This is a genomic window from Halanaerobium saccharolyticum (genome assembly GCF_003053565.1).
GTDB classification, from domain to species: domain Bacteria; phylum Bacillota; class Halanaerobiia; order Halanaerobiales; family Halanaerobiaceae; genus Halanaerobium; species Halanaerobium saccharolyticum_B.
In genome coordinates this window covers 157,811-179,587 of sequence record NZ_QAXS01000001.1, presented here as the reverse complement: position 1 = coordinate 179,587, position 21,777 = coordinate 157,811, and the positions used below count along the sequence as shown (strand labels likewise).

Here is a 21,777-nt window from a genome sequence, read left to right as displayed (position 1 = left end):
TTTGGATATAGTGTTATATAATTTAATTAAGAAAATAAATGAGAGGTGATTAGATGACAGCAGACATTGGCTTGATTGCAGCACTTTCGGCAGGGCTTTTATCATTCTTTTCTCCCTGTATATTACCACTGATCCCAACCTATCTTTCCTATCTGGTTGGTGATTATGCTAAAGCAAAAGAAAAGAACAAAAATATCTCAATAGTTATTTCTTCACTCAGCTTTATTGCCGGTTTTACGATTATTTTTATTCTGCTCGGTTTATCAGCCACTTTTTTAGGCAAATTTTTAATTAGAAATCAGAATCTCCTGACTAATATTGGTGGAATTATTATTATAATTTTTGGACTTCATCTAACCGGGATCTTTGAGATAAGTTATTTTTACCGGGAAAAGAAATTTGAGCTACCTGACTATCTGCAGGGTAACCTGAGAGCCTTTGTAATGGGCTTAGTTTTAGCTTTAGGCTGGACACCATGTATAGGACCCATCTTAAGTTCAATTTTGATTGCAGCCAGCACCAGGGCTGATATTATGGGAGGCGGGGCATTACTTTTATTTTACTCAATTGGTCTATCAGTTCCCTTCTTCCTCTCAGCAATTTTTATGGATTATCTGCTGCCGAAGTTAAGAGCTTTTAATAAATATTTACCGGTAGTAAATAAGGTGACAGGAATACTCTTAATTATCTTTGGAATTTTAATGGTCAGCGGTTATCTGGAAGTTTTAAATAGAATGCTGCTTTAAAACTTTATATAATATAAAAAATCATGATTCCCATTATAAATGCAGGGAATCATGATTTTTTTATTTATTTAATTTAATTAGAAACTATAAGTTAGTCCACCAGCAACTTCCATTCCATTACTGTACTGAGTTGGAATTTCCTCATCCTCATCATCTAATTCCATATAGAAATAGTTTAGATCTAAATTAAAATCTAAACTCTCGTTAAAGCTGCGCTCATAACCAACACCAGCTCTGTAGCCTGTTCCATCTAGATCATCTTCTGTATCTTCAAGACCTCTCTGCTGAGCAATAGTCCCTTCATGAGTTGTTTCCTTTGTACCATTATAGAAACCAATCCCTGCTCCCACAGTCCAGTTCTGATTTAAATGGTAATCAACTCCACCGGTAAAACCGTTTAACTGAACAGCTATTGATCCATTAGTATCATTGCCATCTTCTACACTGTAGCTGATCTCACCAGGAATATATTCATAGCCAGCCTTAATAGTATAATTATCATTAATTCTATTTTCAGCCCCTAATTTCCAGGCAGGTACTTTGTCAATATTCTCCATTGTTTCATAATCAAAATTATATCCTTCAGCATACTCTTTAACTCCAGCATTTAAAGTATCTATCTGCTGGTTCCAGGCATCAAGTTCAACTCCAACAACTGAAAAATCTCCTGTCATTTCCCAATCTGCTGCTGAAGCAGCTCCAGCTGTAACTATAAGAAAAAGTGCTGTTATGATTAATACTGCAATTTTATTTTTCATATCAAATTTCTCTCCTTTTAATAAATAGTATTTTTTTCCTGCAAACATAGAAAACCCGAGGGATAAATCCCCCGGGTTGTTTAGATTCTATATTATATTTAAACTATATTTAGAAGCTTACTGATAATGCTGTTTTTACGCCATTACCTTCGCCTTCAACAGCGTCAGCATCTTCACCTGTAATGTAGTTAACTTCAGTATTCCAACTGATATTTTCAGTTAGAGTTTTATCTGCTGTAGCTTTAACAAAACTATAATTCATACCTTCATCTACATTTTTATAAGTGTAAGCAGCACCTAATACAAGAGAATCATCCCATGCATAGTCTGCACCAACACCAAATACTGTAGTATCAGCAATATGATCAGCAGTTTCATAACTAACATTTGCAGTTAAATCAGTTTTTGCATCTAAAGCAAAAGCAGTATCTGCTTCAACTAAGATTTTTTCCTGATCTGCAGTATATTCATCATTCATAGTATATTCTACATTAGCATTATTAGTAAAGTCACCATAAGTATTGGTGATTCCACCACTTGCTACCATTTTATTTTCAGCAGCATCATTATCTGTAAATGTGAATCCACCATGAAGTGTATTATCTTCATTTAATACATAATCAGCATTTACACCAGCCTGAACTACTTGTGTACCATCACCAAATTCATCATCTAAGTCGCCCATATATGGTACAAAGTCTTCATTAGCATAGTTAACAAATGGCTTTAGTGTCAATGCTTCTACAGCTGTTACTTCACCATCAGCAGTTACATAAATACCTTCAGTTTCATTATCATAAACTACCTCAGCACCCATGACAACTTCTTCTGTTAGAGCAAAGTCAGTAACCTCACCAGCAATCATAGTATGCAGTGCACCATTATTTCTAGCATGATATACTTTACCAGTTACATCAGCAATGTCAAATTCTCTACCAGCTGTAATACCATACATTGTGTCAGCATCTAAAGAAGTAACAATTGTTTTTACATGATAACCCTGATAATTAGCTGTCATTTCCATACCTTCAACATCTTCTTCATTTACAAAATATGTTTCTACAGCATATTCATTCAGGTCACCTAACTTAACGTTTACACCGTTATAAGCAACTTCTAATAAAGCTGAATCTAATGCAAAGCTATTGTCATCTGTAGTACTGAAATCTTCAAATCCATTAAATAATGTTACTAAATCTAAGTTGTAATCAGCATTAGCAACACTACCGGAAAGACTAATTCCTGCTTCCTGATAGAAGTCTTGTTCAGATATTTCGTCACCAGGAATTAAATCTACACCAGAACCTGTATAATTACCAGCCTCAGCAACTGTATCTACTGTTGCAGCCCATTCGATGTTATCTTCTGGGATGTCAAGACCGTCTACCTTAGCTTCTAAATCTGCAACGTCTTTACCTAAAGCATCTACGTCTGCACCTAATACTTTAAGCTCAGCGCGTAATTCGAATGTTAAAGCATCAACGATATCTGCTACTTCTTCAGCTTGAGCATCGCTTAAGCTATCAGAAGTGTTCTTTTCCATTAAGGACTTAACGATAGCAGTTACGTCTTCAGCCTGACCTGTAGTTAGACCTTCGCCCATAGCGTCAACTTCGTCAGCTAGAGCTTCTTGCTCAGCAACAATGTTGTCTAATGCGCGGCTAACCATAACAGCCATTTCGTAACGAGTCATGTTTTGGTCACCTTTGTATTCGCCATCAGGATAACCTTCGACGATACCAGCAGCAACCAGTTTGTTAATTGCATCATATGCCCAGTGATCACTTGGTACGTCAGAGAATGACTGACCAAATGCAGGCATAGCTAATGCTACGACTAACAGTAAAGCAATTGTAATTGTAAGTTTTTTCATTATTAAAATCCCCCTTGATTGTTATCTTTCTTTTTCTTTCGATATATAAGTTCTAATAACTTATGCAATCATAGAGGACATCCGAGCGAGTTACCTAGTTTCCTCTTCATCTGTCCAAAAGATCTTTGATAAGTATCTTAGAACCCTTATAACTCTACCACTCCGCAGCTTCGGGGGCACCTCCTTTCCGCCGCATTTTAGCGTCGAGTTTATAAGCTTGATTAAACTTTTGTATTGCAAATTAAATTATAACAGCTTTAGAGCTGAAAAGTCAAATTTAATTTACTTCTTTATCCTCAAACATCATTGTAATGGTATTATTTGTTTTTGTCAAGCTTTTTTAGATATTTTTCACCAATTATTAGAGCTGCATAGTCATCCAGTGGTTTTTTGACCTTCCAGCTGACTATTTTTCGCAGCAGCTTTTCGTAGTTGGACATCGGTTTTTCCTTTAAATATCGGGCCTGAGCCTCTTCGGTTGTAAATTCTTCTGCAACCAGGCTGATTTTGAGCTCAGGAAAAGTGTTCTCAACCATTTTTTTAACCTCTTCAGCCCCGGTTCCATCTCCGATGACAATTTCTCTTACCTGATAGTGATTGAAAATCTCCTCTAAATGATCTATTAGCTCATCTTTTTTAATAATTGTCTTTTCTTTTTCTGCACTTTTAAAAGAAAGAACTGCTGCCCCGACTTTATCCCGGCCGGGATCAAGAGCAAGTAAATCACTCATTATTATCTTCCTCCCCGCTCCCAGCTTCCTGGGCAGTTAGTTCTTCCAGTTCAAATTTTAGATTGTCACTTAATCTATCTTCACGCCAGATATCTGTATCTGCATAGATGCTGACCTTAACTCTACCGCTGGCTGAGCGAACTTTGTTGACCAGATCATAAAACTGGCTGAAGTTAATACTTCCCACCTGACCGGAATTATCAGGTAAGAGTCCCTGGTTAATTGCCTTTTCGTTAATATCCTGCAGTAGTGCTTCTAATTCGGTCTCAATTTCATCACTGCTCTGTTCAGCACTTATTTCGCGACTGCTGATTAACTGTCCCTGCTCAAAGACTTTAAAGTCTTCATAGAGCTGGAAATTGGCATAGAGCCAGTCATTTTTAGGCACATTAACTCTGGCTACCAGCGAAACAATGACCCTACTGCCGGGCTCCATATTATAGATTATCCGGGCAGCATTTAAAATATCCTCTGTCTGCAGCCGAAGGGCCATCCCTGTTTCCTCATTAACTTCGATCTCTTTTTCGCGGGCCACCTGGTTGGCTGCCTGCAGGTATCTATTTAAAGCAGAAATTGTCTCCTGCTCACTGCGGCCACCTTCCAGAGTATCAGAATAAACTATATCTCCTTTTTGATAGACCATATCTTCACCCATGTAATAAATCACACCGGCCTGCAGCTGATTAGCTACTTCGCGCAGCTCATCATAGTCAGCTTCTAGTTCAGCAATCTGGTTTTCCAGTTCACTTACCTGGGATTCCAGTTCTTCCCTTTGAGCACTTAAGTCATCAACCCGGCCCTGCAGCTGATCTCTATTTTGAGTTAGTTCTTCCAGTTCACTTTCTACCTCTGCTATTTCCTGATCGCGTTTGGCGATCTCCTCTTCCCGGGCCTCAATTTCAGCCTCTTTTTCTGTAATTTCTTCTTCTCGAGCTTCGATTTCCTGCTGCAGACTGGAAAGTTCCTGGTCCCTGGCTTCAAGTTCCTGATCCCTCTCTGCCAGCTCCTGGTCTCGATTTTCCAGCTCTTCGTTTAAATATTCGAGCCTGGTCAGCACATCATTAATATTAAATAATGCCTGCCTCAGCTCAGAATAAACTGCCAGCAGAATTGTTACAGAAAGGACGGCGATTAAAATTCCAGTTACAATGGTAATAATAATCGAAGAATAACGGGGGCGGAGACCAAATAATGAGACCCGCTTTTTACCCATTTTCATTCCGATTCGATCACCGATATAGGCTATTAAACCACTTAAAATTACTACTGCTCCAATGATAACAAATGCGTTAATGATCTCCACCTCCTTAATTACTGTCTGGCTGTCTTAATCAAGAGTCCAATTCCAACCACAAAAATAACTATATTCTGCAGCCAGGCTCCAAGCCAGGGCTGAATTGTGCCCTGGCTGCCGAGAGCATCTCCGACTGTCATTAAAATATAATAGATAAAAATAATAATAATACTGATTCCAAATCCGGTTGCCGAACCGGCTGAGCGCTGAGGTTTAATCCCCAGAGGTGCTGCCAGCAGGGCAAAAATAAAGCTGGCCAGCGGAATAGAAAAACGGTGGTGCAGGGCAACCCGCTCTTTGTAGGCTGCTCTTCCCTGTTCTTCTTTGAGGGCAATATGCTCATTTAACTCCCTGATATTCATCTCATCTACACCCTTACCCAGCTTTCCAGCCTGAGTCGGAGAATGAATCTCCTCCCGGGAGCGGTAGGTGCTGAACTCAAGCGCCGGCTGTCGGTTATCCCGGTTCAGAAAGTAAACCGTACCATTATAGAAATGCCAGCCATCACTAAGCCATTCGGCTCTCTCAGCCTCCAGTACACTGTCCGGGCTGCCGTCCTCAAAACTTTGAACAACCACATCTTCCATCATTCCACTCTCACCATTAAAACTGTGAGCATAAAGCATATAATCAGGCCGACGGGTACTGCTGTCCATCGGGGTTAAAAAGAGGTCATACTGAGTTTCCGGCCGCTGTTCACCGTGACGGGCCTGATACATAATCTGTTCTGCCTGATAATTGGCATTCGGAACCAGAAATTCAGTGATAGCAATTGTGACTCCACTGGTAACAAGCCCCATAATCAAAGCCGGCAAAACTAGAGAAAGAATGCTGACTCCTCCGGCCCTCATGGCCGTAATTTCGCTGTCACCTGAAAGGCGGTTATAGGCCATAATTGTTCCCAAAAGAGAGGCCATGGGAAAAGTTAGAACAATAATCTCAGGCAGCATTAAAAAGAAAAGCCTGATTAGAGTTAAAACATCAACTCCCCACTGTGTATAAAATTCTGTCAGCTCAAAAATCAAATCGGTCCCGATAAAAATACCGGTAAAAGCTGCTACACCAAAGAAAAAAGGCGCAATCAATTCTTTATAAATATATTTGTTAATTGTTTTCAAAAAAGATGCACCTCACTAAATTTTAAATTTATCGCCCAGATAAAATTTGCGTGCCTGTTCATTATCTGCTATCTCTTCGGAAGTTCCAGAGAGCAGAATTTTACCCTCATGCATAATATAGGCTCGGTCTGTAATCGAAAGCGTCTCCCGCACACTGTGGTCGGTAATTAAGACTCCCAGCCCCCGCTTTTTAAGGTAGCGGATAATCTCCTGAATATCATTAACTGCAATCGGGTCAACTCCGGCAAAAGGTTCATCTAAGAGAATAAAGGCCGGATCAGCAGCCAGGGCTCTGGCGATTTCCACCCGGCGCCGCTCACCACCGGAGAGCTGAAAACCCTTGCGGTTTCTCAATCCTTCAATGTGAAACTCCTGCAGCAGTTCTTTAATATTTGCTTCAATCTCCGGACTGCTTAAATCTCTGTACTCTAAAATAGCCTTCAGGTTTTCCCCCACTGTCATTTTGCGGAAAATTGAGGCCTCCTGAGGTAGATAACCGATTCCCAGTCTGGCTCTCTTGTAAACAGGGAGGTTTGAAATATTATGCTCATCAAAAAATATCTGGCCTCCATCAGGATTGATTAAACCTAAGATCATATAGAAAGTAGTGGTTTTGCCGGCTCCATTGGGGCCTAAAAGACCAACAATCTGGCCGCGGTCAACTTTTAAATCAACTTCGTTAACAACTCTTTCCTTATTATATTCTTTAATTAAGCCCTGAGCTTTAATTGTCATCTAATTATTCCTCCACTGTCTCACTATTAGTATCTGCAGCAGCTTCCTCTTCACTAAAGCGGAGAGTTGCCCTTCCGCGCAGCTTAACTTCTTCAGTCTGCTGATTAACCTCTGCTGACTGGGAGCTAAAGGACTCTCCATTTCGCTCACCCTGAACATTTCCTTCCAGAGTTATTATTTCACTATTAAGATTATAAGTTATCTGATCAGCTTCTGCCCAAAAATTATTATATTCCAGGTAGGCATTCCCCTTAACCTCTATTCTATCTTCGGCCCGGTAAATATCGATCTGATCTGCCTGCAGCATAGAATTTTCGCCTCTGACTTCAGCCTCTTTGATCAGCTGAAAAACCTGAGTCTCAAGGTTTCCGGTCAGCTCAACAGCCTCTGCTTCAAATTCCTGGTAAAAAAGTTTTACATTATTTCTAAATTCAATTTCTCCGTTATAGCGGCGGTAAATACCCTCATCTTCAGCTGTAATTCTGAGCTCATCATAGATCAGCTCCACATTACCGGTGGCTTTAAATACCTGACCGGCTTCAGTCTGTTCCAGGTCAAGATTATCTCCGTTCAATTCCCTGACTGCAGCTGCATTAGCTGTCAGCGCCAGGATAAATATTAATAAAAAAAATAAAATTTTTTTCTGCATCTTTAATGACTCCTCATTCAAATATAATGGTTTTTGAAAGTCTTTTTAGTCCTCCGACAGCTCACCAAAATCTACTGCAGCCTGCCCATTATCACCCTTGAGTTTTAGGTTCCTTAAGTCAAGATCTGAATTAAAGCTTGCTGCTCGGGAATTGAATTCGCTGCCCGTAATTTTAACCGAGCCTCTTCCTTCGAGATAATTGCGGTTTAAATAATAGTCGAGCTCTTCTGCTTCAATCTGATAGCGGTCACTCTCAATTAGGACATTACCTCTGATCTCAAGGTATTGATCATTGCTGTAATAGACTGCAAAATCACCTTTTAAGGTGTATAAGAGCTGATCACTGTTTAAAGAATAGACATCTGCCTTAAGTGGCCTCAATTCCATCCGCTGATCCTCTTTGAAATTTTTAAGCAGCTCACTCTCCAACTGCAGCTCTTGCTGCTGGTTGTTAAAAATACTGAAATTTACATCCTCCAGCTCCTCTTCCGGCAGCTCTTCATTTTCCACTGGCGGCTCAGGTGGAGCAATAGGATTTTCTTCCAGGGTAAAATATAGTGAAAAAATAATTATAATAAAAATAAAGAGCGCTAAAAAAATGCTTTTTCTATCCACTATTTTTTAGCCCTCCTTCTCTAAGCAGTAAGTCTGCTGTTTTTTCCACTGCACCTCCACCACCAAGTTTGTGGCGCACGGTCTGCAGCTTCTCTTTTATTTTATTCAATTCTTTTTTATCATTCAGCCAGTTCAGGGCAGTTTCTGTAATTTTTTCTGCTTCAAAATCCTGCTGCAGCAGCTCGGGTACAACCTCTTCGCCGGCAATGATATTGGGCAGGCCGACAAATTCGACCTTAAAAACATACTTTGCCAGCAGGTAGGTAGTCAGAGCCGCCTGATAACAGATAATCTGCGGTGTATCCAGAATCGCCGCCTCCAGAGTTGTGGTTCCCGAAGCAGAAATTATAAATTCGGAAATCTGCATCAGCTGGTAATTCTTCTTTTGAATAATCTTTAAATCAAGCTCAACCTTTTCGGTAAATGATTTTAAATACTCGAGCTCAATTCCTTCTGCAGCTGCCAGCAGAAATTCAATCTCCGGTTTTTCTGCCTTTATTCTGCAGGCTGCCCGGAGCATCTCCGGCAGCAGTGACTGGATTTCTCCCCGGCGGCTGCCCGGAAAAAGTGAAATCACCTGTTTCTGCTGATCTAAATTTAAATCTTTTTTAATTTCTGCTGCTGTTTTTTCAACTTCGACAATATCTACCAGCGGGTGACCGACAAAAGTAACTTCTGCTCCAGCCTCTCGGTAGACATCTCTTTCCATTGGAAAAACTGCTGCAATGTGAGTTCCATAGGAAGCCATTTTATCAGCCCGGCGCTTATTGTAAACCCAGGCTGAAGGCGGAAAATAATTGACCGCTTTAATTCCTTCCTGACTGCAGGCTTTGGCCAGCTTCATATTAAAGGCTGAATAATCAACCAGAAAAACCAGGTCCGGCTTTCGCTCCCGCAGGAGTTTTTTCATCTCTTTGAGATGTTTAAAATGCTCTTTCAAATTTTTTAAAGCTTCTATATAACCAATAGTACTGATTTTGGTGGGGTCGATTAAAATCTCCGCTCCTATTTCCTGGAGAGCACTCGAGCCCATGCCAAAAATTTGGATACTATCATTTTTTTCTTTTACTTTTTTTAGGACGGCAGCGGCGTGCATATCACCAGATACTTCGCCTGCTGAAACCATTATTTTTGCCAAGGTAGAATTAACTCCTCTTTATTATATTCCGCAGCAGCAATTACAATTCCTTCTGCAGCTGCCCGGCGGCAGAATTCTTCTTTGTTTAAAATAAATGTTTTATCTGCCTCAATTATTAAAGCTCCTGCTTCTGCCTCAATTAAATTCTCTAAAGTTTTTAAACCAACAGTGGGCAGGTCAAAACGAATATCCTGATTTTTTTTGCTGCATTTAGCCATTACAACTCCCGGGCCTCCAAATTTAGCTGCCCGCTTAATTGCTTCATCTGTTCCTTCGATTGCTTCCAGGGCCATAACCGCCCCATCTTTAACTAAAGCAGTCTGACCGATATCAAAACGGCCGAGGTTATAGGCTGTCTCAAAGGCAAAAATCAAATCTCTTTTTAGTTCAGAATCGACTTCACCAGCCAGAATTCCCGGCTCTGCCAGCTGATCTTCTAAAAGATAGGTCTGGGGCAGGATTTTAACACCAGAATTTATAAATTCCAGGGCCAGAGCCATTAGAATTGTGTCATCATTTAAGTCCGGCAGCTGTTGAAGCAGCTGCTTTAGTTTCTGGTCCGGATTGAAGTCATTAAAAAGATTTGCCTTCTGGATCTTACCGAGCCAGATAGCCTCTTCGATTTCTTCTTCTTTTAGAAGCTGCAGGATTTCTCCCAGCTGAGTTAAATTAACCGTATATTCTGCACAGTCTAAATCAGAGAATTCAGCTGTGATCTCTTCGGCAATTTTAATTACAATAAAGTCCTCAGCCTGAGCTGCAGCCTTTTCAGCCCAGAGGCGGGGCAGCTGACCCCAGCCTGCGATTAGAGCTTTTTTAGTCATTGCTGCCACCTACCGGCAGATTCCGCGGCTGGCATTGCGCAGAAAACGCAGAAAGTGCTCGATTTCCTCACTAGCATCGAGTTCCTGGTCCATCTTTTCTATCGCCTCGTCAATATTCAGCTTGGAGCGGTAGAGAGTTTTGTAGGCTCTTTTTATTTCTCTGCGCATTTCGGGGCTGACCCCATTGCGCCTTAAACCAATAACATTGATCCCGTTGACTCCTGCTGGATGACCATCGACTAAAATATAGGGAGGTACATCCTTAACTACCTTAGAATGGGCACCAACCATACTCATCTTACCAATGCGGACAAACTGATGGACTCCAACCATACCCGCAATTACGGCATAATCTTCGATTGCTACATGGCCTGCTAGGTTTGTCGCGTTGGACATTACAATATGGCTGCCCAGCTGACAGTCATGTGCTACATGACAGTAGGCCATTAATAAATTATCATTTCCAATTCTTGTCTCCCCTCCGCCATCGGCGGTCCCCCGGTGAATAGTTACATTTTCTCTGATGGTGTTATTGTCTCCAATAAAAAGATAACTCTTTTCTCCATCAAATTTTAAATCCTGGGGCTCAAAACCTATAGAAGCCCCGTGGAATATTTCATTATTTTTACCAATCTGAGTCCAGCCCTTAACTACCACATGAGGTCCAATTACTGTTCCCTCACCGATTTCAACATTTTCACCGATGATGGCATAGGGCCCTATTTCAACATTTTTCCCAATTTTAGCTCCTGGAGCAACAATTGCTGTTTCATGGATATTGCTCATGTGGAGCACCTTTCCTTTTTTTTCAGCTGCCAAGACTATCATTCCCCTTCCAGAATTCTCTATCTATTTCTCCTCAAAAGTAAACATCATTTCCGCTTCTGCAGCAAGATTATCGCCCACATAAGCTTCTCCCCGTACTTTAGAAACTCTTTTGCGCAGTCTTACAATTTCAACCTTAATTCTTAACTGGTCACCCGGTTTAACAGGTGTCCTAAACTTAGCTTTATCAATACTGGTAAAAATAGGAAGCTTGTCTTCCATATCTTCAAAACTGTAGTAAATTAAAATTCCTGCTACCTGGGCCATCGCCTCAACTATCAGAACACCCGGCATAATTGGGTGATCAGGGTAGTGACCTAAGAAAAACTCCTCGTTGATTGTTACATTTTTAATCCCAACAATTGATTCCTTTTTATGGACTTCTTCAATTCTATCTACTAATAATAAAGGATAACGGTGGGGTAAAATTGACCTGATTACACCAATATCAATAATTTCATTTATCTCACTCAAATTAATTTTCCTCCTCAAGCATTTTTTCTCTAATCTTTTCTGCCAGTCTGACATGAAGTCGGTGACCGGATTTGACTGCTATTATATGCCCCATAATTCTACCATTTAAAAACATATCTCCAATAACATCTAAAATTTTATGTCTGACAAACTCGTTCTCAAATCTGAGCGGATTAACTGTTTTTTCCTCTTCTATTAAAACCGCATTGTCCAGACTGCCTCCCAGTGCCAGCCCCTGAGCATGGAGCTTTTCCACCTCGGCTGCAAAACCAAAAGTTCTGGCCCTGGCAATCTCTTCTGCAAAATCTATTTTTTCAGCATCAAATTCGAAATAACTGCTTCCAATTACAGGATGCTGATAATCGAGAGTATAAGATATTTTAAAACCATCATAGGGCAGGATAGTAATATATGAATCATCCTGACGGGCATAAACTGGAGATTCGACTTTATAAATTTGCCGCTGCTCCTGCTGTTCCTGCAGCCCGACATTCATTATTTTTTGATAATAAGGATAGGCACTTCCATCTATGACCGGAATCTCTGGTCCAGAAACCTCAATCTCTAGATTGTCAATTCCACTGCCCCAGACTGCAGCCATCAAATGTTCTATAGTACTAATTTTAGCCTCTTTAACTTCTCTACTGCCGATGGTTGTATTTCTAACCAGATTAACTACTGACTCCGGAACTGCCTTCAGCTTCAACTGCTGTTTCAAATCAGAGCGAAAGAAAACTATTCCGGTTCCTGCAGCTGCCGGTTTTAGTTTGATTTCTGCATCCTTACCTGAATGGAGGGCAATTCCTTCAATTATAATCTCTTCATTTAATGTCTTCTGCTTGCCATTTTCTATATACAAGGTTGTCATCCTTTCATTAAAAGCCTTTCAATAGTTTATTATATATTTATTGACTTTATAATTCAAGGATTATTTATTTTCCAGCTCCGCCAGTCTCTTTTCTAATTTCTTTATTTTATCAATATATTTCGGCAGGCGCCTCAGATAGGCCTGTTCCTTAAGAGCTTCCCGGTGAATCTGGGCAGGAGCTCCAGAAATAAAATCTCCCTCATTTGTCGGTGAGGTAACCATTGCTCTGGCAGCTGCGGTTGTATTATCTGCCAGCTTGATGTGGCCGACAACACCAGCCTGTCCCCCCAGAGTTACCCGGCGGCCCAGTTTGGTACTTCCGGCGACTGCAGAATGCGCTACCAGCAGTGACTCTTCTCCGATTTCAACATTATGACCAATCTGAATCAGGTTATCAAGTTTGCTTCCCTGCCTGATAACTGTTGGTCCGCTGGCGCCTCTGTCAATTGTGACATTGGCCCCAATCTCGACCTCAGATTCGATAATTACATTACCCTGCTGAGGAATTTTGTGGTGGCCGTTTTCGTCTGTAGCAAAACCGAAGCCGTCAGAACCAATTACAGCACCGGATTGAATGATAACCTCATCCTGAATTATCGTTTCTCTTTCAATAATAACCCCTGGATGCAGCAAACAATTTGCGCCAATTTTTACATCCGGTCCTATAATCACTCCTGGTGCCAGGACTGTATTTTTACCAATCTCCACATTTTCAGCAATTACAACCCCGGGATGAATAGAAATATTTTCTGCCAGTTTAACTGTATCAGCAAGCACAGACTTATCAGAAATTTCTCCACTCTCATAGGGTCGCGGTGTTAGAAGATCAGCGATCTGAGCATAAACTCTCCTAGGATTATCAGTCAGCAGAAAGGTTTTTTTCTCTTTTAAATTTGAGTCCAGCTCTTTACATATCTGCTGGCTGCTGACAATTACTGCCGCCTCTGATTTTAAAGCCAGTTCTAAATATTCTTTTTGGTCAGCAAAGGTGACCGAGCCGCCTCCACTTTCTTCTATACCGCGTGCATTAGTTATTTTTAAATCATTATCCCCTTTGATTTCGGAATCTGTAATTTCTGCTAGTTCTTCGACTTTATAACTTTTTGCTGGTGTCAATTTGATCTTATCCCCCTTAAACAAAAATAATTATTTATATTTATTATCTATTTTATCAGCAATTTCCTGGCTGACATTTTTTCCTCCCTGATAAACTGCCTGATCAATTATAATACTGCTGTAACTATTTTCTGCAGCCAGATTTTCTGCTTCTCGGCGCAAAATTTCCATTATTTCTGCTTCTACTGTCTGAAGAGAATCATCTTCCCCTGATTCAGCTCTACTCTCTTTTCTGAGCTCCTGTAAGTGTCTGCTGGCAGTAAGCACCTCATCTAAATTAACAACTGCCGTTTCCTCTTTCTTTTCTAAAAAAAGAGGCAGCATTAAGGTCAGCACAATTATAAATACTGCAGTAGCCTTGCGATAATGATGCATCTAAATAAACCTCCTGAATTAATAGTAGAGTTTTTTGCTCTTTTCGATTAAATCGTCTAATTCTGTAGATTTTTCTGCTCTTGCTGAAGCTAAATCACCTTTTATTTCTTCCCTGGCTGCTGCCAGCTCAGCTTCAATTTCCTGCCTCTGCTCAGAAATCAGCTGCTGGTGCTCGCTGCGGATCTGATCTCTGTAAGCTGAATACTGCTGGTTGAATTCCATAATCAAAGCACTGGTTTGCGTCGAAATATCTTCATTTAACTGAGAATTTTTTTCGGCCATCAAAGTCTGCTGTTCTGAGCGGACTTTTTCCAACTCATTTCGATATTTTTCTTTTTCGCTTTCAGTCCGGGCAACAAATTCAATTTTCAGCTCGAGATTAATCATTCTCAAATAATTAGCCCGAATTTCTTGCTGATTAAAGTCGGAATATTTATTTCTAACTTCCTGCCGCAGCTGCTGAAGTTTTTGTGAAAGCTCAGCCTCCAGCTCCTGCCTTCTTTCCTGCAGCAGATTTTCCTCCCGCTGATTTAAAGTTCTCTGTTCAGCCTCTAAAGCAAGCATCTTTTCTTCCCTTAAACCGTTCATTTTTTCCAAATGATTGGCACTGATCACTGCCAGCATCCTGCTTTTACTCTGCTTCATCAGCTCAAAACTTCGCTCTCTTAGGGACTCTTCAAAATCCAGTTTTTCCTGGAGTCGGGATTCCTCTGCTGCAGTTGTTCTAGAAGCAGAAATCTGGCTCAGCTCTGAAAAAAATAATTCCTGCCGCTCAAGCTTGTAAACCGGATAGTCCTCCCGCTCTTGAGGGGTAAAAACATAAATAAGGAGAAAAGCAAAAATTAGAGCCAATAAAATAGCAGTCAAAAATTTTATTGAGATAAAATGATAGTCATATTTATCCATTTTGCCTTTCTCCTTTCTATTTAAGTATTAATTTGCTTTAAGCTGAAAAATCAATTACTTACCACTCTTCATTTATTTTCTTAAGTACATCATCAGTTAGATTATAACCCCCGGCCAGGACCTGCTCTGACTCCAGCACAAATTTGACCTTTTTCTCCTCAGCAGTAATTTTAATTAATTCCTCAACTTCTGCAGTGACGGAGTTCAAAAGCTCAGCTTCCAGGTTCTGCAGCTGTTTTTGATATTTTGCCAGCAGTTCTTTCTGTTCAGTACCGGAAAGGTCTTCAGCCTTATTTTCCAGCTGCTGCTGATATTCGGCAGCTTTTTGGTTTAAAGTTTCTTCGGCCGCTGTTCGAGCCGGGTGTTCCTCAAAGACCCGCTGCAGATTTACATAGGCAACTTTATCAACGGCCTGATCTTCTGTCAGTATTCCAAGCAGAAGTACTGCAGCCAGAATGGCCGCCAGTAAGAGTACAACTGCCAGTTGAAACTTGCGCTCACTCAAATTCATTTCCTAATTCCTCCAGGTAGAATCTATTATCTTTTATCGAGATTGATTGTTATACGTATATATTTAGTAGTTATCCTGCTTCAAGTATTTTAAAATGTATTTCCGATACTGAAGTGCAGCTGACCATCCTGGTCCTCATCCCAGCCGTAGTCCAAACGAAGCTGGCCGACAGGAGTATTCATTCTAACTCCAAGTCCATAACCGTAGTTTAAATCATTTAGTGAAATACTGTCTCTTTCTTCCCAGACATTACCGGCATCTGTAAAGAGTACCCCGGTAAAACTCTCATTAAAGGGAATTCTGTATTCTAAGTTGAATAAGAGAAGATTGTTGTTTGCCCGATCTTCAAAGTCAAAATCACTCCGCTCATAACCGCGCAGGCTGTCTGAACCTCCAAGATCATATTCCTCTCCTTCAAGCGGTGTTCTGGGTTCACTCAGACCGAGCTTCATCCGGACTGCCCAGGCATGATTTTTAAAGCCGGAAAAGTAGCGGCGGCTGTCCCAGTTGAATTTAGTAAAGTCCATTTCTCCTCCGATGAAATCTCCTGCATGCTCAATTTCAAATCTATTAATTGAGCCAGAGGTGGGATGGAATCTATTATTAGAACTATCTCTGCTGAAACCAAGAGTTAGTGAGCGAAGGCTGTTATCATAAATCACTCCACTGTCATCACTCCAGAATTCTTTTGTATCCTGAACTCTGTATCTCAGTGAAGTTCTCCAGTCTCTGGGCAGTGGATGACCAAAAGTTAAACTTCCACCCCTGCTCTCTCTGGTATAATCAGCTCCCTCAGAATTAGTTCTTTCACTTTCGCGGTCATAAATGCTGAAATTGAATGAAAAATCACTCTGCCAGAGATATGGTTCATAAAAGTTTAAAGAATAGGTTGTTGTATCACCAAACTGCCACTTAGCACTAATATCCTGGCCGTTACCAAAAAGGTTTTTCTCACTAACATCAACAAAACCAAGCCAGCCGTCAGTAGAACTGTAACCTCCACCAAAATTGAGCCTTCCTGTCTTAGCTTCATCGAGATTAATTACCAGTTTAGCAAGATTATCCTCACTGTCTACCCGCTGCAGTTCAGGGTTGATGTTTTCGAAAAATTCGAGGCGGTGTAAATTCTGATAGCCCCGCTGAATTCTTTTTATGTTAACAATATCTCCTGCTTCTATTGGCATTTCTCTTAAGATAACATCATCTTTAGTTTTTGTATTACCACTGATCTCTACTGAATCAAGATATCCGGGGCTGATTTCAACTGTCAGCACACCTTCCTCAGAAATATTCACATTCTTATAACGGGCCAGTATGTAGCCGTCATCCTGCATCTTTTCCTGAAAAGACTTCAAATTATCATTCATCTTTTTTACATTTAAAACTGTCTCCACTTTGAGACCAAGCGCTTCCTTAATTTCTGCCTCAGAATATAAATCTTCGTTTCCTGAAATCTTAATTTCTCTTAAGACAGGGTTTTCTACAACTTCAAAAATTACATTCAGACCACCCTCAAAATTTTCAAAAACAATATTCACATCAGAAAAATAACCAAGATCAAAAACCGACTGCATATCTGAACGCAGGGCTTCCTGGTCAGTCTGATCGCCAACCTCAGTTTTGACTGCATTTAAAATTTCAAAATCACTAACATACTCATTTCCTTCAACTGTAATTTTTGTGATCTCATCAATTGGAATATTTTGAGCTGCAGTTGAACCGGCAAAAGTAACTGTTAAAGTCAAAATTAAAAATGCTGTTAATAAAACTTTTCTCATTTCTCTGCCTCCTAAAATTCAATTTCTGTTTCTATACTAATCTGATATTCCTCATCTCCAAAATAAGTACCCTTTAAAACTGTGGGTTCTGTCAATTTATATTGAAAAGATATTTCTCCCCGGCGTCCTTCTTCATCAAAGAAGGAAGCATACTCTAAATAAAGTTTATCTGTAATATTTTTCCCTAAATAAATAGCAAATTCTCTCTCCAGACCATACTGAAAAGCATCAATCTCTGCTCTATCAAGGGAGAAAATCGTAGCAACATCTGACTCCAGATCAGAAATTACTCCCCGCTGCAGAAATGAGTTGACAACCCGCATTAGCTCCTGCCAGATAATATTTTGAATCCCTATATCCTCTCCCCCGATTATAGCAGAGCCCAGGGCGCCGCGGGTAGAAAGTAGATTTAAAATCTCTTCTTCTGTTAGATCAGAATCAGAAGTTAAATTTATCCGCATATCATCTGCAGGTCCGGTTAAATTGATGTTGATTTCATTTCCACCAGCATAGGTCACCGCATTAACATTAAGAGTTGGAATATCACCCTCATCAACCGGAGTAAAGACTGCTTCTGCACTTACCAGATTGAAGCGAGAATTGTAATAAGTAAAAGTACCTTCCTCACTACGCAGGCGGCCTTCCATTGTCAGTGGATCCTCAAGCTGATTGTTAAACTGAAGATTTAAGCTCCCTGTTTCCACCAGAATTTCCATATTTTCATCCTCAACCCTGACATTTTCACCCGGTCTGATGTTCAGATTGATTTTCGGAACAAAAGCATCGGGATCAACCTCGTTTTCTGGCCATTCAAAAGGGATTCCAATCACAAAATCATAGACGAGCAGATCTCCCTTAAGTAGAGGATTAGCCAGGGGACCGGTAAAGTTAAGCTCTGCGTCAAAGTCACCTGCAAGTGAACCCTGTTCAAAATAAAGCTTCTGACCACTCAGTGATAAATCCCAGGCATTTTCCAGATCAGATAGATTTAAAGCTCCCTCAATCCTGAAATCACCTTCAGCAAAACGGCCGTTTAGATTATCAATAACCGCACTTCTATCCTGAAGATTAACTTTTAAATCCAGATCTTCAATTGGGTCTGTAAGTCCAAGCTCCAGTGTCTCAGCTTCCAGATCAAGCTCACCACTTAATGTTGGAGATTCCAGACTGCCTTCGGCTCTAAAAGAACCATTAATTCTACCGGAAGCAGAATATCCTTCTCCCAGAAAAGACACCAGAAAACCAAGCGGCAGTGACTCCAGATTTGTGCTCAGATTTAGTTCCTGATCAACCAGTGAATAACTGCCATCCAGGTTGAGGCTTCCTCCCCCACGGTAATTAATACTTTCGGAGATTGAAAACCTTCTGCTGCCCTCAACTATGACTTCTCCTCTGACCTCATCCAGCAGATTATTGTTGACACTCAGTTCCCGCAGGTTATGATCTACTCTAAGAACCGGAGAACTAACACTTCCTTCTACTGTACCACTAAAATCAACTAAACTTTTTAAATTAAGATTAAAGTCATACTGTCTGGAATTAAAATCAACTTCAATATCTGAACCCTCAAAGTCGAGAGCAAGATTATCGTTAACTGTTCCTTTTAAATTTAGACTTCCCTGAGTTGATTGCGAACTGGCGCTTAGATCCAGCTCGGCCTGATAATCTGTTCCCTGAGAATTAAAGTCTACATTTCCTACAAAAATGAGTTCAGAGACCAGAGGATAAAAATCAATAAATTTAAGTGTTAACTCTCTGGTAGGAACCTCGATCAATTCAAGCTTTAAATCACTTTTTAAATTACTATTTATATCAAATATTTGACCGGTTAAATTATAGCTGCCTGAATCAGCAGTAAAATCAAACCGCTCAATTAAAATTTTATTTTCATTAACTCTAAAGCTGAGAGAATTATCAGCAATTTCCAGATCCAGCTCGGCAAAACTCAAGTTTTGAGATTCAAGCTGAAAATCAAAGACCGGAGCTTCCAGCTCACCACTCAGCCGTCCCTCCAGAGAGAGGCTGCCCTCAATATCAGCAGCATACTGATAGTTTGTCAGATAATCTGCAGCTTCAAAACCACTGAGGCTTAAACCAATATCAAAACCTTCTTCAAAGTTAAAGCTGCCCGCTGCCTTGAGACTTAAATTCTGCTGCTCAGCAGTTAAATTTTCAACTATAAAATCACCATTAGTTCTGCTGATTTCAGCTTCCAATTTAGAAAACTCGATCTCCTGTCCATCTAACTGCAGAATGCTGCTGCCGGCTGCAAACTTCAAATCAAGATCATAATCAGCCAGACTGCCGCTAATTTCTGCCTGCAGCTGAACCTCACCATTTAAAGGAATATTTTGCGAACTAAAATCCGCTAGATCCTGAAAGTAAAGATCCTGGCTGTTGAGCTCAAGCTCAAGCTCCGCCTGATCCAGACTGGAAATTTTTCTGATCTCACCTGAAGCAGAAATTTCTGCCTGAGCAATCCCTGCCTGAAAATTATTGATTTTCAAATTATCATTTTCATAGGCTGCCGATAAGTTTAAATCCTTAAGCTGGTAACTATCGTAATTCAGCTCTGACATTTTAAGATGAATGCTGGCTGATGGACTGCTAAAAGAATTAGAAATTGACCCCTCTAAATGATCTATATCAGAATCAAGTTCCTTTAAAAGTTCTGAATTATCAGCTGTAAACTCATTAAGTAGATCAGCTTCCAGATTTTGGGCTGCATATCGAAGCTGTACTGATTCTGTATCGAAATCCAGCTCTCCCATTAAATCCAGCCGACCAAAATCAGAATTAACTTTTAAAGAATTGAGAAAAAGCTTATTATCGGTATACCAGAAAGAACTGTCCACTTCAAAATCTGAGTTTGAAGCAGCTGTTTTAAAAGCTAAATTAAAATCCCCATTTGCTGAAATAGCTTCGATTCCATTATAGATTCCAGCTGTATCAATTCTAAAGTTTAAATTTCTATCTTTTATTCTGTCTATCTGACTGAGGTAATTATTATTTTTAAGGTATTCTAGCTGACTGAGCTGAGAAAGTATCTCATCAGAAATAATAAAATCTTCTGCTTCAGCGCTCAACAGATAGTTTTTTTCGGCCAAATTATAGCTTCCTCTTAAATTAAGCCGATTTTCCTCTGCCATGATAAATTCTGCTTTTCTGACAAAAAGCTCTTTTTGATCAAGCATTAAAGAAAGCTCAGCCCGCTGCAAATCAGAATAATCACTGCTCAATTCGGAGGCTGAAACTTCTGCGGTGGCTGTTTGAATCTGATTCGACTCTGCAGCCAGCTGAAGGTCAAAATCAAAATTAGCTTCAGTTAAATAAGGACTTAAAAAATTATAATCAAAGTTAAATTCCTGAGCCGCCACTTTCAGCTCATAATCCTGAGTCTGATTCCAGTTAAAACTAAAATCAACTGGATTTTGATCCAGAAAAATTCTACTTTCAGCAATTGAAAGTTTCATTTCAGGACCTGCAAGCTTAATATTTAAGGCAGGAGCAGTTAAATTTATTTTTTCTCCCGCTTCAGCTTGAGAACTATAGCTGCTCGCAAGCTCTAAGTTTTCAAGATCAAGCTGGCCTTTATAATTCTGCAGCCTAAAGTCCTTAAATTTGAGCTCTCCTCTGGCTGAGCTGAGACCTTTTAAGCTCTGCAGATCAAGCTTAAACCCCTGATAATTAAGATCAGAAAGAGCGGCATTATCTACTATCTCTGCCAGGCTGAAATCTCTGGCATTAAAATAGAGTTCTGCCTCGGAATTATCCCGGTCAAACTGCAGGTCCAGGCTACTTAAACTAAAATTATTTATATTCTGCCCCTCAGCCAGCTGCAGTTGATTGAGCTGCAGAGCTGTAGTGATGTTTAGGCTATAAACACTGCCTGCTTCTGCGGCCAGGCCGAGCTGAAGATCAGTTAATTCCAGATCAATTTCTCCAGAGTCCAAATTCAAACTGGAATCTCTAATGTTGACCTTTAAATCTGACAAAAAATCAGGTAAATTAAGTTCAGCTATAAAATCAGCATTTTTCAGGTCAGTTCTCTGATTTTGCGAATCATCTAAATTATTACTTAAACTAAGAAGCTGCTCAAACTGATCCTGGACTTTGATTTCAGCTCCCAAAAGTTCAATGAACTCAATTTCTATTATTTCATCATCTCTGAAATTAAGACTGTAGTCTAAATTCAGAGCTTCAGCTTTAAAAGAACTACCATCACCGGCTGTAAATTCAAACTGCTTGAGTCGAATTCGATTTAGAGGCCATAAAGAGACAGAGCTGAAAGAAATTTCACCATTAAATCTTTCTTCCAGAAAAGCAATAATATCATCTTTAAAATATTGGGGGAGCCCACTCAGCAGGCTCAAAAAATAGGCTGAAATAAACAGTAAGATTAAAACCCCCAAAAGATATTTTATTTGCTTATCCATTTAAAAA

The 21,777-nt window shown here is 40.1% G+C and carries 20 protein-coding genes; 1 reads left to right on the top strand and 19 read right to left on the bottom strand.

Features of this window, described 5'->3' with window-relative positions:
- The first annotated feature begins 53 nt into the window (after positions 1 to 53).
- Entirely contained in the window at positions 54 to 746 is a 693-nt protein-coding gene (locus C8C76_RS00840) for a cytochrome c biogenesis CcdA family protein (protein ID WP_108137722.1), read from the top strand.
- A gap of 77 nt (positions 747 to 823) precedes the next feature.
- Here the strand turns inward: C8C76_RS00840 and C8C76_RS00835 are convergent, their stop codons facing one another.
- From C8C76_RS00835 to C8C76_RS00745, 19 genes are all read right to left on the bottom strand, one after another.
- Positions 824 to 1,504, bottom strand: a complete 681-nt coding sequence (locus C8C76_RS00835) for an outer membrane protein (protein WP_146161846.1) — start codon at positions 1,502 to 1,504, stop codon at positions 824 to 826.
- A 109-nt stretch (positions 1,505 to 1,613) separates the two neighbouring features.
- Entirely contained in the window at positions 1,614 to 3,326 is a 1,713-nt protein-coding gene (locus tag C8C76_RS00830; protein ID WP_258222397.1) for an S-layer homology domain-containing protein, read from the bottom strand.
- Between the two features lie 368 nt (positions 3,327 to 3,694).
- Positions 3,695 to 4,108: a Holliday junction resolvase RuvX gene (gene ruvX, locus C8C76_RS00825; RefSeq protein ID WP_258222392.1), complete on the bottom strand. Its 414-nt coding sequence runs from the start codon at positions 4,106 to 4,108 to the stop codon at positions 3,695 to 3,697.
- Positions 4,101 to 5,411, bottom strand: a complete 1,311-nt coding sequence (locus tag C8C76_RS00820) for a DUF3084 domain-containing protein (RefSeq protein WP_108137717.1) — start codon at positions 5,409 to 5,411, stop codon at positions 4,101 to 4,103. Before C8C76_RS00820 ends, ruvX begins: the two co-directional genes overlap by 8 nt.
- An 8-nt stretch (positions 5,412 to 5,419) precedes the next feature.
- Positions 5,420 to 6,520, bottom strand: coding sequence for an LptF/LptG family permease (locus tag C8C76_RS00815; protein WP_108137715.1), 1,101 nt, complete (start codon positions 6,518 to 6,520; stop codon positions 5,420 to 5,422).
- A gap of 15 nt (positions 6,521 to 6,535) precedes the next feature.
- Positions 6,536 to 7,255, bottom strand: coding sequence for an LPS export ABC transporter ATP-binding protein (gene lptB, locus C8C76_RS00810; protein ID WP_108137713.1), 720 nt, complete (start codon positions 7,253 to 7,255; stop codon positions 6,536 to 6,538).
- A 4-nt stretch (positions 7,256 to 7,259) separates the two neighbouring features.
- Entirely contained in the window at positions 7,260 to 7,904 is a 645-nt protein-coding gene (locus tag C8C76_RS00805) for an LptA/OstA family protein (protein ID WP_108137711.1), read from the bottom strand.
- Positions 7,905 to 7,949: 45 nt separating this feature from the next.
- On the bottom strand, positions 7,950 to 8,519 hold the full coding sequence (gene lptC / locus C8C76_RS00800) for an LPS export ABC transporter periplasmic protein LptC (RefSeq protein WP_108137709.1): 570 nt from the start codon (positions 8,517 to 8,519) through the stop codon (positions 7,950 to 7,952).
- Positions 8,512 to 9,657 carry a lipid-A-disaccharide synthase gene (gene lpxB / locus C8C76_RS00795; RefSeq protein ID WP_108137707.1) on the bottom strand — a complete coding sequence of 382 codons (1,146 nt, stop codon included), beginning with the start codon at positions 9,655 to 9,657 and terminating at the stop codon, positions 8,512 to 8,514. The genes lptC and lpxB overlap by 8 nt, the downstream gene beginning before the upstream one ends.
- The gene (locus tag C8C76_RS00790; RefSeq protein ID WP_108137705.1) at positions 9,645 to 10,481 is read right to left on the bottom strand and encodes an LpxI family protein; all 837 of its coding nucleotides are present in this window, start codon (positions 10,479 to 10,481) and stop codon (positions 9,645 to 9,647) included. The genes lpxB and C8C76_RS00790 overlap by 13 nt, the downstream gene beginning before the upstream one ends.
- A 9-nt stretch (positions 10,482 to 10,490) precedes the next feature.
- The gene (lpxA, locus tag C8C76_RS00785; RefSeq protein ID WP_108137703.1) at positions 10,491 to 11,309 is read right to left on the bottom strand and encodes an acyl-ACP--UDP-N-acetylglucosamine O-acyltransferase; all 819 of its coding nucleotides are present in this window, start codon (positions 11,307 to 11,309) and stop codon (positions 10,491 to 10,493) included.
- A 21-nt stretch (positions 11,310 to 11,330) separates the two neighbouring features.
- Positions 11,331 to 11,780: a 3-hydroxyacyl-ACP dehydratase FabZ gene (fabZ, locus tag C8C76_RS00780; protein ID WP_076545687.1), complete on the bottom strand. Its 450-nt coding sequence runs from the start codon at positions 11,778 to 11,780 to the stop codon at positions 11,331 to 11,333.
- A gap of 1 nt (position 11,781) precedes the next feature.
- Positions 11,782 to 12,648 carry a UDP-3-O-acyl-N-acetylglucosamine deacetylase gene (lpxC, locus tag C8C76_RS00775; protein ID WP_258222391.1) on the bottom strand — a complete coding sequence of 289 codons (867 nt, stop codon included), beginning with the start codon at positions 12,646 to 12,648 and terminating at the stop codon, positions 11,782 to 11,784.
- Positions 12,649 to 12,708: 60 nt separating this feature from the next.
- Positions 12,709 to 13,764 carry a UDP-3-O-(3-hydroxymyristoyl)glucosamine N-acyltransferase gene (gene lpxD, locus C8C76_RS00770; protein ID WP_258222390.1) on the bottom strand — a complete coding sequence of 352 codons (1,056 nt, stop codon included), beginning with the start codon at positions 13,762 to 13,764 and terminating at the stop codon, positions 12,709 to 12,711.
- Between the two features lie 30 nt (positions 13,765 to 13,794).
- Positions 13,795 to 14,139: a hypothetical protein gene (locus C8C76_RS00765; protein WP_108137699.1), complete on the bottom strand. Its 345-nt coding sequence runs from the start codon at positions 14,137 to 14,139 to the stop codon at positions 13,795 to 13,797.
- A gap of 18 nt (positions 14,140 to 14,157) precedes the next feature.
- Entirely contained in the window at positions 14,158 to 15,045 is an 888-nt protein-coding gene (locus C8C76_RS00760) for a hypothetical protein (RefSeq protein WP_108137697.1), read from the bottom strand.
- A gap of 58 nt (positions 15,046 to 15,103) precedes the next feature.
- A complete protein-coding gene (locus tag C8C76_RS00755; RefSeq protein WP_108137695.1) occupies positions 15,104 to 15,556 on the bottom strand; it encodes an OmpH family outer membrane protein in 453 nt (150 codons plus the stop codon).
- Positions 15,557 to 15,645: 89 nt separating this feature from the next.
- Positions 15,646 to 17,334, bottom strand: coding sequence for a BamA/OMP85 family outer membrane protein (locus tag C8C76_RS00750; protein WP_108137693.1), 1,689 nt, complete (start codon positions 17,332 to 17,334; stop codon positions 15,646 to 15,648).
- An 11-nt stretch (positions 17,335 to 17,345) separates the two neighbouring features.
- On the bottom strand, positions 17,346 to 21,770 hold the full coding sequence (locus C8C76_RS00745) for a translocation/assembly module TamB domain-containing protein (RefSeq protein ID WP_108137691.1): 4,425 nt from the start codon (positions 21,768 to 21,770) through the stop codon (positions 17,346 to 17,348).
- Positions 21,771 to 21,777: the final 7 nt, after the last annotated feature.

Coding starts and splice junctions, on each gene's coding strand:
- lpxA (WP_108137703.1), bottom strand. CDS start 11,309: ATGATAGTCTTGGCAGCTGAAAAAAAAGGAAAGGTGCTCCACATGAGC.
- ruvX (WP_258222392.1), bottom strand. CDS start 4,108: ATGAGTGATTTACTTGCTCTTGATCCCGGCCGGGATAAAGTCGGGGCA.
- C8C76_RS00760 (WP_108137697.1), bottom strand. CDS start 15,045: ATGGATAAATATGACTATCATTTTATCTCAATAAAATTTTTGACTGCT.
- C8C76_RS00765 (WP_108137699.1), bottom strand. CDS start 14,139: ATGCATCATTATCGCAAGGCTACTGCAGTATTTATAATTGTGCTGACC.
- C8C76_RS00755 (WP_108137695.1), bottom strand. CDS start 15,556: ATGAATTTGAGTGAGCGCAAGTTTCAACTGGCAGTTGTACTCTTACTG.
- lpxC (WP_258222391.1), bottom strand. CDS start 12,648: ATGACAACCTTGTATATAGAAAATGGCAAGCAGAAGACATTAAATGAA.
- C8C76_RS00745 (WP_108137691.1), bottom strand. CDS start 21,770: ATGGATAAGCAAATAAAATATCTTTTGGGGGTTTTAATCTTACTGTTT.
- C8C76_RS00790 (WP_108137705.1), bottom strand. CDS start 10,481: ATGACTAAAAAAGCTCTAATCGCAGGCTGGGGTCAGCTGCCCCGCCTC.
- C8C76_RS00805 (WP_108137711.1), bottom strand. CDS start 7,904: ATGCAGAAAAAAATTTTATTTTTTTTATTAATATTTATCCTGGCGCTG.
- C8C76_RS00840 (WP_108137722.1), top strand. CDS start 54: ATGACAGCAGACATTGGCTTGATTGCAGCACTTTCGGCAGGGCTTTTA.
- lptB (WP_108137713.1), bottom strand. CDS start 7,255: ATGACAATTAAAGCTCAGGGCTTAATTAAAGAATATAATAAGGAAAGA.
- C8C76_RS00835 (WP_146161846.1), bottom strand. CDS start 1,504: ATGAAAAATAAAATTGCAGTATTAATCATAACAGCACTTTTTCTTATA.
- C8C76_RS00830 (WP_258222397.1), bottom strand. CDS start 3,326: ATGCCTGCATTTGGTCAGTCATTCTCTGACGTACCAAGTGATCACTGG.
- C8C76_RS00750 (WP_108137693.1), bottom strand. CDS start 17,334: ATGAGAAAAGTTTTATTAACAGCATTTTTAATTTTGACTTTAACAGTT.